Source organism: Sphingobium naphthae, from assembly GCF_043589935.1.
GTDB classification, from domain to species: domain Bacteria; phylum Pseudomonadota; class Alphaproteobacteria; order Sphingomonadales; family Sphingomonadaceae; genus Sphingobium; species Sphingobium naphthae_A.
This window is the reverse complement of record NZ_CP171455.1, coordinates 310,561-322,500: the sequence shown is the minus strand read 5'-3', so window position 1 is coordinate 322,500 and position 11,940 is coordinate 310,561. Positions and strand designations below refer to the sequence as shown.

10 protein-coding genes (1 of these 10 only partly in view) are annotated in these 11,940 nt (G+C 64.9%); 1 reads left to right on the top strand and 9 read right to left on the bottom strand.

What is annotated here, in order from left to right; genetic code table 11:
• The 9 genes from ACGGKE_RS16540 to ACGGKE_RS16500 form a co-directional block, all read right to left on the bottom strand.
• On the bottom strand, window positions 1-521 hold the 5' portion of the coding sequence (locus tag ACGGKE_RS16540; RefSeq protein WP_394442300.1) for a TetR/AcrR family transcriptional regulator. It extends 73 nt beyond the left edge of the window; the window shows 521 of its 594 coding nt (coding positions 1-521); it begins with the start codon at window positions 519-521; its stop codon lies off the left edge, out of view.
• Between the two features lie 41 nt (window positions 522-562).
• On the bottom strand, window positions 563-1,321 hold the full coding sequence (locus ACGGKE_RS16535; RefSeq protein ID WP_394442297.1) for a 2,3-dihydro-2,3-dihydroxybenzoate dehydrogenase: 759 nt from the start codon (window positions 1,319-1,321) through the stop codon (window positions 563-565).
• The gene (locus ACGGKE_RS16530) at window positions 1,318-5,184 is read right to left on the bottom strand and encodes an amino acid adenylation domain-containing protein (protein ID WP_394442294.1); all 3,867 of its coding nucleotides are present in this window, start codon (window positions 5,182-5,184) and stop codon (window positions 1,318-1,320) included. The genes ACGGKE_RS16535 and ACGGKE_RS16530 overlap by 4 nt, the downstream gene beginning before the upstream one ends.
• Window positions 5,181-5,411 carry a phosphopantetheine-binding protein gene (locus ACGGKE_RS16525; protein WP_394442291.1) on the bottom strand — a complete coding sequence of 77 codons (231 nt, stop codon included), beginning with the start codon at window positions 5,409-5,411 and terminating at the stop codon, window positions 5,181-5,183. The genes ACGGKE_RS16530 and ACGGKE_RS16525 overlap by 4 nt, the downstream gene beginning before the upstream one ends.
• Window positions 5,408-6,055: an isochorismatase family protein gene (locus tag ACGGKE_RS16520; protein WP_394442288.1), complete on the bottom strand. Its 648-nt coding sequence runs from the start codon at window positions 6,053-6,055 to the stop codon at window positions 5,408-5,410. The genes ACGGKE_RS16525 and ACGGKE_RS16520 overlap by 4 nt, the downstream gene beginning before the upstream one ends.
• Window positions 6,052-7,683 (bottom strand): (2,3-dihydroxybenzoyl)adenylate synthase, encoded by a 1,632-nt coding sequence (locus tag ACGGKE_RS16515; RefSeq protein WP_394442285.1) that lies wholly within the window; start codon window positions 7,681-7,683, stop codon window positions 6,052-6,054. The genes ACGGKE_RS16520 and ACGGKE_RS16515 overlap by 4 nt, the downstream gene beginning before the upstream one ends.
• Window positions 7,680-8,834 (bottom strand): isochorismate synthase MenF, encoded by a 1,155-nt coding sequence (locus ACGGKE_RS16510; protein ID WP_394442282.1) that lies wholly within the window; start codon window positions 8,832-8,834, stop codon window positions 7,680-7,682. Before ACGGKE_RS16510 ends, ACGGKE_RS16515 begins: the two co-directional genes overlap by 4 nt.
• A 106-nt stretch (window positions 8,835-8,940) precedes the next feature.
• Window positions 8,941-9,753: an alpha/beta hydrolase gene (locus ACGGKE_RS16505; protein WP_394443071.1), complete on the bottom strand. Its 813-nt coding sequence runs from the start codon at window positions 9,751-9,753 to the stop codon at window positions 8,941-8,943.
• A 95-nt stretch (window positions 9,754-9,848) separates the two neighbouring features.
• Window positions 9,849-10,649 carry an alpha/beta hydrolase gene (locus ACGGKE_RS16500; RefSeq protein WP_394442279.1) on the bottom strand — a complete coding sequence of 267 codons (801 nt, stop codon included), beginning with the start codon at window positions 10,647-10,649 and terminating at the stop codon, window positions 9,849-9,851.
• Window positions 10,650-10,771: 122 nt separating this feature from the next.
• Here ACGGKE_RS16500 and ACGGKE_RS16495 point away from each other — a divergent pair, with 122 nt between their 5' ends.
• Complete coding sequence (locus tag ACGGKE_RS16495; protein ID WP_394442275.1) at window positions 10,772-11,938, top strand: ABC transporter substrate-binding protein; 1,167 nt, start codon at window positions 10,772-10,774, stop codon at window positions 11,936-11,938.
• Window positions 11,939-11,940 lie beyond the last annotated feature (2 nt).

Sequence of the window (11,940 nt, the reverse complement as noted above, 5' to 3'; positions counted from 1 at the left end):
ATTCTGCCGGGCCGAACCCAGTCGGCGGCCGAATTGAGCTGGCTGAGCAGCAGGTTCCGATAGATTGAGCGATCGAACTCAGCGGGAAGCGGGAGATCTGCGACGAGGCTTCGGAACAGCTGCTCGAACCGGTCGCGCCGATCGATCAGGGCGACGCGGACCTTTTCGGGCACTTCCCTGAAATCATTCATCATCGGCATGGTGAGCGAATGGGGATCAAGCTGGATGTCCAGCAATGTCGCGCAGGCGGCTTCCAGACGAATCCAGGGATCATCGTGGCAGTCGATGGCCGCCGCGATCTGCTGTTCGGCGGCATCGAGCGCCGCGTGATGCAGCTCGACGAAGAGCGCATCCTTCGACTTGATATGATGATAGAGCGACCCGCCCAACACGCCCGCGGCTTCGCCAATGTCGCGCATGGACGTTCCGCGATAGCCTTTGCGCGCGAAGATCTGCGCCGCGATTTCCATGATCTGCCGGCGGCGCCCACCCGCCGCTTCGCCTTCGTTCATCCTGCTCATGCCGTGCGTCTAGCATGGATGGCGGGGACAGATCATCCGCTTCAGGCTCTGAGCGTCGCGCCGCCATCGACATAGAGATCCGTCATGGTGATGTGGCCGGCCCGATCCGACAGAAGGAACAGGACAGCCTGGGTAATGTCGTCCGGCGTTGCCAGCTTGCCGAGCGGGATGCCGCTCTTGAACGTCTCCAGGCTGCCGGAGATGACGCGCGCGGCGCCCTGATCATCGGCCCACATGCCTGTCTGCATCGGTGTCAACGTCGATCCTGGCGCAACGATGTTGCACCGGATGCCATAGGGCGCGAGTTCGAGCCCTAAGCAGCGGGTGAACATGGTCGCCGCCGCCTTCGACGCGGCATAGGCCGACATGGCGTGACGCGGGATGCCGGCCGCGTTGGAGCCGACGGTAACGATGCTGCCCCGGCCGCGCGGCGCCATCGCCCGCCCGAGCGCCCTACCGACATGGAAGACGCCATGCGTGTTGACGTCGAAGGTGCGCCGCCATTCCGCATCGCTCATGTCCAGCACGGTGGAGCCGGAGAGGATGCCCGCGACGTTGACGCCAAGGTCGATCGGTCCCCAGTCGCGCTCGACGGCGTCGACGAGCATGTCGACCGCAGCACTATCGGCAACGTCGAGCGGCGCTGTCCAGACGTCCTTCATGGGAGTGGGCGCGGCGATATCCGTCGCAACGACGCGCACGCCCTCTTCCAACATCGATCTGACCAGCGCAGCGCCGATGCCGCCCGCAGCGCCCGTGACGAAGGCAATGCGCCCTTCAAGCCCGAGCCAGCGACTCATGCCGGCACCGCCTCGCGCGCGGCCATGCGCTGCGACAAGATAGGCGCGATCAGCGCCGATGCCGCAGCACCGGTCATCTCGGAATGGAGGAAGGGGACGGCGACGCCCTCTACCAACGCAGCATGAGCGCGCCAGAGGTCTGCGGTCAATTCGGGGCGACCCTTGTGATCATTGGCGGCGCGGATATGGGTGAGCGTCCCATCGAAGGCGCGGTGATGATGGCCGCGCACGAGACGATTGGTGTCGAGCACGGTGCGCACCACCCCATCCAGAGTACGCGCGGGCAGGCTGCCCAAGGGACTATCGCCCGCGCGAAGGAACGCCGTAACTGCTGCGCGGGTGGCGAGATGCGGATAGGCGTCGGGATCATGTCCGGCAATGGCGAGCAGCGCGCGCAACGCCTGCGCCTGTGTCGGCTCGGGCGCGTCGCGCCAGCATTCGGCGGGATAGGCGTCCAGCAGGGCGACCAGCCCGACCTCTCGGCCCATGGCCTGCAATTCCGCCGCAACCGCCTGCGCCAATATCCCCCCAACCGACCAGCCGGCCAAATGGCAGGGACCGTGCGGCCATGCTTGCGATATGCGACGCGCATATTCTGTGGCCAAGGCATGGATGCTGGCAGGCGGCGGAGCATCCGGGTCCAGCGCAGGCGATTGCAGGCCGAAGACAGTGCGCGCAGGGCTGAGCACCATGGCGAGCGTGCGATAGCCCCAGCACAGGCCGCCCGCCGGATGGATCAGGAACAGCGGGGACATCGCCTCTTCCGATGCCCGGCGCAGAGTGATGAGCGGGCCGGTGCCGGCGTCCCCACCATCTGCCATGGCGTCCACATGAGCGGCCAACCCGGCCACGTCGGGCCATTCGAACAGCGCGGCGAGTCCCGGATCGCGTCCGGTCCGCTCGCTCAGGCGCAATGTCAGGCGCACGGCGGACAGGGAATCGCCGCCCAGCGCGAAGAAGTCGGCGCGCCGCGTGGGCGGCGCATCCAGCTTCAGGATCTCGGCGTATAAATCAGCGATCAGCTGTTCGGTGGGCGTTGCCGGTCCTTCCCCGTCTCGTTCTCCAAGGACTGGCCGTGGCAATGCCTTGCGATCCAGCTTGCCATTGGCTGTGACCGGCAGCGCCTCCAATTCCATGAGCGCTGCAGGCATCATATAGTCGGGCAGGCGCTTGGTCAGAAAATGGCGCAGCTTGTCCGCGCCATAATCGGGGCCGGGCGTCACATAGGCAATCAGCCGCCCTTCCCTTGCGATGACCGCCTGCGCGCGCGTCAGGCCGGAGGCGCCGATCGCCGCTTCAATCTCTCCCAGTTCGATGCGCAGCCCGCGAATCTTCACTTGGTCGTCGGCGCGGCCCAGGAAGAGAATGGCGCCGTCCGATCGCCGCTTCGCCAGGTCGCCAGTGTCGTAGAGCCGCTCGCCAGGAGCGAAGGGATCAGGAATGAAGCGCTGCGCGGTCAGATCCGCGCGCCCCAGATAGCCGCGCGCCAACTGCACCCCGCCCAAGAACAGCCTGCCAACGACGCCGGGCGGCACGGGGCGGAGACGATCGTCTAGCACCAGCAGGCGCGTATTCCAAACCGGATGGCCGATCGGCACCGGCCGAGAAGCATCGCCGGCATCGGCTGGCCAGTAGCTCACATCCACGGCCGCTTCGGTGGGGCCGTAGAGATTGTGCAGCTGCGCGCTCATGCGTCGATGAAAATGATCGCGTAGGTCCGGCGACAATTCCTCACCACTGCAGAAAACCCGCGCCACCTGCATGCCGGCTGAGTCCGGCGCATCCAGGAAGAGGGCGAGCATGGATGGGACGAAGTGCAGCGTCGTTACCCCATGATCGCGGATCAACCCCGCAATCGCGCGCGGATCGCGATGTGCGCCGGGCGGCGCAACGACAAGGCGCGCGCCGCTGATGAGCGGCAGAAAGAATTCCCACACCGATACGTCGAAGGTTGCCGGCGTTTTCTGAAGGACGACGTCATGGGAACCAATGTCGTAATGGCTTTGCATCCACAGCAGGCGGTTCACGATCGCACGATGGGTGATGACGACACCCTTGGGATCGCCGGTCGATCCCGACGTGAAGATCACATAGGCCGGGTCTGTAGCCGAAGGCGGCGAGAGAGAAGCTTCCCTTTCCTGCGACCAGTGCGAGGGGCTGAACAATCGATCGCCATATAATCTTGCCGGATCATCCTGCGCCAATATCAGCGTTGGGGCCGCCTGCGCGAGGATGGTCGCTATGCGTGCGGGCGGGTGATCGAGATCGATCGGCAGATAGGCGCCGCCCGCGCGCAGGATGGCGACCAGCGCCACCACCAGTTCTAATGATCGCGGCAGGGCTACGGCAACGATCGCCTCGGCTCCGACGCCGCGCTCGCGCAAATCCTGCGCCAGCGCCAAGGTGCGGCGATCCAGTTCGGCGTAATCCCATGTTTCCGACCCGAACGACACCGCCGGCCGGTCGGGAAAGGCCCGCACCGCATGTTCGATCAAAGCGGCAAGGCTAGTGTCAGGCAGTGGGTGGGCCGTGGCATTATAGGCCTCAAGCTCTCGCCTGGCTTCCTGTGGCGTGGCGGTCGGCACTGCGGCCAGCGTGTCGGCTCGCACGGCGTTCGCCAAGAAAATGGCCAGCCGCTCGCCATGGGCAGCCACTTCCTCCGGGGTGTAAAGGTTGGGGTTCGCGTCGATTTCCAGAGTCAGGCCCTGGGCCGCATCGCCGCGAAAGGTGAAGTTTATATCCTCCACCGGACCAGTGCCGGTAACATGCAGCGTCGCGTCGAGCCCATGGAAACGTGGCGGACGATCATAGGGCTGCACATTGACGAGCGGTCCATATAGCCGCTTCGCGCCGCCGATGAGCCCCAGGTCGCGACGCAGCTGTTCGCTGCGATAGCGCCCATGCTTTCGCGCCTCCGTCAGCGTGGCGGAAAGCGCGACGATATAGTCGGCGAGCGGGCCATTTTCGTCCGGCGCGGCGCGGATCGGCAGGACGTTCATGACCATCGCCGGAACCCGCGCCGACACGCTGCCGAACCGGCCCATATGCGGCACGCCAATCAGCAGCTCGCTCGTGCCCGTGAAGCGACGACAATAGGCGCCGACCAGCGCAGTCAGCGCATCGGGCCAATTGACGCCGGCTTCCTTGGCCAATGCGAGCAGGGCTGTGCGCGTCTCCGCCTCCATCGCATGTTCGTGGCGATGGAAGCTTCGAGCGGATAGGGCGCGGCCCCGCGCCATGCCCACAACATCATCAATGCCGGCCAGATAATGATGCCACCACGCAGCGTCCTGGCTGCGGGCGGCTGACGCCACATAGGCCGCATCCTCGGCCCAGAGCTGATCGATCGACGTGAAGGGCCGCCCGGCCGCTCGCGCGCCACATGCCGCGCCATAAAGTTCGGCGACCCGGTTGGTGAGCAGCACCATGCCATAGCCATCATTGACGAGGTGATGCACACGCTGGGCCCAGATATGATGCGCGTCGGCTAGGCGGTAGAGCGCCTGCCCCACCAGCGGATCAGTCAAGGGATCGACCGCGCGCCCCATATCCTTTTGGATCGCGTCCAGCGCGGCTGCCTGTGGATCGCGCTCCGCGCGCAGGTCGATAATGGCGAGGCGGGGACGGCGGTCGGAGTCTACCTGCTGCGATGCGCCTTCAGGCTCCTCCGTAAAGCGCAGCGCAAGCGCCTGCGCCTCTTCGCCGACCTGGTCCACCGCAGCCTGAAAGGCGTTCAGGTCCAGCGGTCCCTTGAGGTCGATATATTGGCCCGTATTGAAGATCGGATTGGCAGGGTCCAGCCGCTGTGCGTACCAGAGGCCCGATTGCGCCTCGGTCAGCGGCGCCGTCTCCCCGCCCGTCACGGTTGCCGCGCGTCGAGCATCGTCCACAACTCCCGCAGGGTGGGCGCTTCTGCAAGATCGGTGAAATCCAGCGGCACGCCGGCCTCCTCCCACCGCATGGCAAGGTTCATCGCACGCATCGAATCCAGCCCTATGTCGATGAGATTGTCATCTTCACCGATCGTGACCGGCTCCTCCAGCATCTCCTCGATCTGAGCGCGCAGCTGGTTCATGGTCAGGCGAGTCATGCGATACGGTCCATAAGGTTGCGGGTGGACAGGACATGGGCGCAGCAGTCGGCTGCCTGTGCAAGCGCCATGTCATGCCAGGCGCGCGAGAAATCGCCGAGGGCGTCGGCAGCGAAGAAGGGCTGGATGTCCCGCTGAAAGGCTTCGGCCGCGGTGAACAGGCAGCCGATATGCGCATAGACGCCGCAGATGATGAGCTGGTCACGCCCGCGCGCACGCATCAGCGTGTCGAGATTGCTGCGCTGGAAGGCGCTATAGCGATGCTTGACCAGCACCATGTCCGCGCCTTCCGGCTCGAGCGGCAGGATGATCGGCTGATGGTCGGCGATATGACGCATGCCTGGCCCCCAGAGATCGGCCTGCAATCCCCGGTCGCACCGGTCCTGGTCGCCATGCTGGGCGGTATAGAAGACCGGCAGCCCCGCCGCGCGAGCCGCAGCCGCCAGCGTCGCGATGTTGGCTACCAAGCCGGGAACGGGATCGGCCTCAGGCGTGAAAGCGTCGACGAAATAACGCTGCATGTCATGGATCAGCAACGCGGCGCGACCCGGCTCCAGCGTCCAGTCGGCCCGCGAGGCCGGCCATTCGCTCTCCTTGGGGAGCGCATAGGGCTGGATCGAGGGCAGGCGCCGGCTGGTCGTCATGCGTGTTTCTCCTGCGCCAGCAACGTGGCGCGTAGGCTGGCGCGCAATTCCTTGCGGCTGATCTTGCCGATCGCAGTCGTGGCGAATTCGGGCACGAAGATGATCTGGTCGGGTATCTTGAACGCGGCGATAGCGCGGCTGCGCATCCATGCCTTGATGTCGGCAGGCTTGGGCGCGTCGCCCTGCGCGATCAGGAAGGCGCAGCTGCGCTCACCCAGAAAGGCGTCGGGTACCGAAACCACCGCGGCATCGAAAATGTCCGGATGAGCGAGCAGATGATCCTCGATCTCCTCGGCCGAAATCTTTTCGCCCGCACGATTGATATGGTCGGTAGCGCGTCCTTGCACGACCAGATAGCCGCCGGGCAGACGCTTCACCACGTCGCCGGTTCGGTAAAAGCCGTCGGTGGTGAAGGCGCGGGCATTGGCTGCCGGATCGTCATGATAGCCGCGGATCGTATAAGGCCCGCGGGTCAACAGATTGCCAGTCTCGCCATCTGCGACAGGATTGCCGGCATCGTCGAGGATCAGCACCTCATCATCGGGCGAGATGGCGCGACCCTGCGTCTCGGTGATAATCTCTTCGGGATCGTCCAGCCGCGTATAGTTGACCAGCCCTTCGGCCATGCCGAACACCTGTTGCAATGTGCAGCCCAGCACCGGGCGGACGCGCCGCGCTGCTTCGGGCATGAATTTGGCGCCGCCCACCTGCAGGACCTGCAGGCTGGACAGGTCATGCGACGTGCGCGGCGCCGCCTGCAGCCACAAGAGCGCCAGCGGAGGCACCAGACCGGTGATGGTCACGCCTTCTCGCGCGATGAGGGGGAAGGCGATGTCGGGCGTGGGCTGCGGCGCCATGACCACGCGCGCGCCGGCATAGAGCGCGCCGAATATGCCCGGTGAGCTCATCGGAAAATTATGCGCCACGGGGAGCGCGGCGAGATAGACGCTGTCGCGATCGACGCCGCAGAGAGGGTTGCTGGCGCGAATGCTGTAGAGATAGTCCCTGTGCGTGCGCGGGATCAGCTTGGACAGACCCGTGCTGCCGCCCGAAATCTGCACCAGCGCGACGTCCGACGGGTCCGCCTGGCCGCTCGGCAAGCGATCCGGGTCAGCCGCGAACGCGTCGAACGCGACATGATCGCCCGGATCGCCGACGACGATGACATGACGGAGCGCCGGCACGTCCGCCTTCACGGCATCGGCCAATAGGCGATAGTCAAAGCCGTCATGCCGATCGGCGATGACATAGGCGGCCGCGCCCGACTTGCGCGCGAAATGGGTGATCTCCGTCAGGCGATGCGCTGGCAGGGTGAAGACAGGGATCAGGCCCGCACGGAACAAACCGAACGTCACCGAGAGAAAAGCCGGGATGTTGGGGAGTTGCACGATCACGCGATCGCCGGGCTTAAGCCCCAGCGCGAGGAAGCCCGCAGCAGCGATGTCCGCCCGCTCCGACAATTCGGCATAGGTCCAGCGTATATCGCCGCCGACGACGGCGATCCTGTCTCCATGTCTTGCCGCGCGTTCGGGCAGGAGGAAGCGGAAGCTGTCGTCGGTCCAATAGCCCTTCGCCTGATAACGCTCGGCAAAGGAGGTCGGCCAGCATTGGGTCAACGGCGCGCTCAACGATCCAGCTCCTGTTGCGTGGCCATGTCGTCCAGTTGCACCGCGCGCAGCATCGCCTGGAACTTGGCCTGCGTCTCCGCCACCTCGGCATCCGGATCAGAACCGGCGACGATCCCCGCCCCCGCGTGCAGGATTATATCCCGGCCCCTGATTTCCGCACAGCGCAAGGCGACATACCAATAGCCATCGCCCGCCGCATCATCCCAGCCGATCGCGCCGCCGTAAAAGCCGCGGCTGTTGGGTTCCAGCGCGGCGATGGTAGCCAGCGCCGTTGCCTTGGGCACGCCGGCAACGGCCGGGGTGGGATGCAGCATCGCAGCGAGCGCAGCCGCGGACAGAGCGCCGTCGCCTTCCTCCCGCAATTCGCCCTCGATCCTGGTGCCCAGATGCCACATACTCGCGGTGGATTGCAGCGCGGGACCCTTGCTGGAGAGGGAGGTGCAATGCGGCGCCAATATGTCCATGATATAGTCGACCACGAGCGCATGCTCGCGAATGTCCTTTTCCGACTGCAGCAGGGCGCGGCCGGCCTGCTCGTCCCGCCACGGATCAGCTGACCTCTTGGCTGAACCGGCCAGTGGGTTGGACCGGATATGACGACCCTGGCGCGCGATCAGCAATTCGGGCGTCGCGCCCACCATCCAATTGTCCGCCAGTCCGGAGATTGGCGACAGATCGACAAGGTATGTCAGAACGGACGGATCCTGCGCCAGGCGACTGGCAAGAGCGATGGGGTCCAGCGGCTCGTCCGATCGCCCATGCAGCTGGCGAGCCAGTACGACCTTGTGCAGATCGCCCGTTTCGATCTGCACAAGCGCCTGAAGAACCGTACGGGCATAATGATCCGGCGACGGCGAAGGCGACAGCACGGGAGGCGAGGACGGTCGCTCCGACGAACCTCTACCGGCAAACAACTGAGCGACTCGGACCCCGGTCGAGAGCGCGCCCAGCGGCAGGAAATGGGCGGGCTGCTGTCCCGAGAAGGGGATCAGTCCGGCCGTCGCAGAAGGTGGCGCGGAAGCATTCACACGATGATGGAGGAGCCTGCCCAGCGATTCGACGGGCGCGCTATAATGGCCTTCATAGGCGATTGCCGCCAGGGCCTGACCCTGGCCGTGCATCAGAAACACAGGCTGTTCGGTTTCGCTCACGCCGGGTCCATAATGCGATCAATTCTCATCTGCAATAGCATAGGCGCGCGTGGGCAACGCAGATCCGACCTGAATATCGCTTATTCCGAAAGGTAGCCCGAACCGATCACAAGCTGGTCGCAAGGCGCAGCGCGGGCGCTATCGTGGCGCCGAACGTTGCGCCATGGGGCAGTGGCCCAAGGTCGACCTGTTTCAAATCTACGGCCGATTGCGCCTGCAGGCGGTGATAAAAGGCTGCTCCGTCTGCAGCGTCGATCTGGAATCGCGATCTGCGCGGGCGCTCTTGCCGATCCTGCGCCACGGCGCTGCCTTCGCCGATCAGGAGGGTGCAGTGTCGGGGACGCGTCGGCGCGGCCACCGCCATGGTCATGATTGCGCCTCCGTCCCACCAGAGCGAGGGGCTTGCGGCATAATAGCCGGTAAAGGCGTCCGGTCTGCGCATCAGGCTGTGCAGAACGAACAAGCCGCCCAGACTGTGGCCCCAGATCGTGTGGCGTCGCGGGTCGATGGACGCAACACGCTCGACCTTCGGCCGCATGACGTCCAGGATCGTGGCCAGGAAGGCATCGGCGCCGCCACCCAGGCGCGCGCCTTGCCCGGCGCTTGGTGCGGTCGGAGTATAATCCCGCGTTCGTTCGGGCCCATCGAGCCGCAGGGGCGTGTCATGCCCGATCGCGACGATCACCGGCGGACCGGCCGCGTCCAGCGATGCCAGCAGCGCCTCGTCCACATGAGCCATGGCAGCTTTGCCATCGAGAAGCCAGGCAACGGGGTAGCCGGATTGGGGCGCCATTCTGCGCGGCACAGCGACGATCAGCCGATAGAATCGCGCACCGTCTTGCGACGCAACTGGGATCGTTGAAAACCGATACAGCGCCGAACCCCGGTCCGCGATCGTCGGCGGCGCCAGCCTTTGCATATCCGGCTGCGCGAACGATCGGGTCGGAATGCTCAGCATGCCAAGCGCGCCACTGATCAGCACGCCGCGGCGCGACAATATATCCTGCCCCGGCATCATGGCCGGCTCGCCAGGCGCAGGGCACGGGGCATGGCTGCCGACACCAATGAGGCGTGATCCTCTTCCGGCAGCAGGCGGAAACAGCAATGACCTGGCGGTAGATGCGCGGCCATGCGCGCATATAATGCGCGGGCCGTTCCGATCATGTCGCGCTCGGCGCGGCGCGCGCGGACGCGGTCGGCATCGGGCTCCCGCGCTTGCCAGGGCGGCAGGTCGCCTTCCCACTCCCCCATCATGATGTCGATATGGCTCTCGCGGCCAGCGAGGTGTGGCAGGCGCGCGAGCAGATGATCCTGATCCCACCAGATCGACGGGCTGGCGGCGCACACCCGGTCGAACGGGCTATCTTCCTGGAACAAGCTCCAAAGCGCGAAATAGCCCGCGAGGGAATGGCCAAAGAGCGTCAGGCGGCGCATGTCGATGGAAGCGAGTCGATCGATCATCGGCAGCATGTCGGATCGCAGGAAGCGCAGGAAATCGGCTGCGCCGCCCGACGTGGAATCGTCGTCGGAGCGTGGCGTGGTGAAGTCGCGCTGCCGCATCGCCGGAGCATGGCCGCCGACAGGAACGAGACCGACGATGACCATGTCCGTCACTGCGGTGGCATCAGGTCGGCGCGCCATGCGGCGGAGCGCTTCTACCGCAGTTGCAAAACAGCCGTCCGCATCAAGGAGGAACAAGGCCGGCCACCCCTCCCGGGGAGCCGGGCTCGCGGGCTGAAGCAAATGGAACTGATAGCTGTGGGTGGCGGTGTCGACGACGCCTGTACGGGCATTGCCCAGTGAGAAGGGTTGCATGCGGGGACCTGATAGCGGGTAAATGAAAGAATTTGGGTTATAGCCCTTGCGAATGGAACATGCTCTTTACAATCATTAGCAGATAAATGACAGGCAGCTTTGTCGGGAGCATGGAGCAAAATATGGGGGCCATGGAAATATCGGGCAACGCGCAGACCCGTGCGCGCTGGTGGAGCGTTGTCCTGGCGACGCTGGGCGCGCTTTTGCTGATGTCTTGCCTGAGCAGCTGCGCGCCAGAAGCCAAGCAGGAAGCGCCGTCGGGAAGCGCTCTGGTCGATCTGCGTGGTCGGCCGATCGCACTCGATAAGCCCGCGACTCGGCTGGCGATCGACGATAGTCGGTATCTCGTCGCACTGGGCCTGCTGCATCCCGATCCTGTGTCGCTGCTGGTCGCCTGGCCGAAAGATATCAACCGGCTTGGTCCCGAAACCTATGCGCAGTTGCTGCGCAAATCCCCTGCCCTCGCCGATCTTCCCAAGATCGGCAGTTCCGCTGGCGCCTTCGATGCCGAATCGCTGCTGGCGGCACATCCCGACATTGCCATCCTGTCGCTCGAAAGCGGCGTGACGGACAGCCAGATCGCCCAACTGGAGCAAGCAGGGATCAAGGTGGTGGTGCTGGACTTCTTTCAGAAGCCGTTCGAGCATCTGGAGAAGAGCTTGCTGCTGCTGGGCAAGATCACCGGGCGCGAGGCGCAGGCGCGCGAGTTCGTCGCCTTTCGCGCCGGGCATATGAAGCGCATTGCCGATCGCGTGGCGCGGCTTGCAGTAGATGATCGTCCGGCGGTGTTCGTCGAGGCTCATGCCGGCATGACGCCCGACTGCTGCAATTCGCCCGGACGCGGCAATATCGGCGACTATATCGATTTCGTCGGCGGCCATAATATTGGCGCGGATGTTATCGACAAGCCGTTCGGCAAGCTGAACCTGGAATATGTCATCTCGCAGCGGCCGGCCGTCTATATCGCGACGGGCGGTCCCCATCTGGCCAAGGCCGGCGGGCTAGTGCTGGGCGCTGGCTATGATGCAGCGCAGGTGCGGGCGTCGCTGGCGAAGGTGGCCGCCCGCCAGGGGCTGTCCCAACTGCCCGCCGTGCAATCGGGCCGGACCCATGGCTTTTCGCATCAGTTGATCAATTCGCCGCTCGATATTGTCGCAATCGAGACATTCGCGACCTGGATCCATCCCGACCAGTTCAAGGATGTCGATCCGGCGCAGACCCTTTCCGAGATCAACCGGCGCTTCCTCGCCATACCCTATCAGGGCACTTACTGGACCAGCCTGAATTAGGC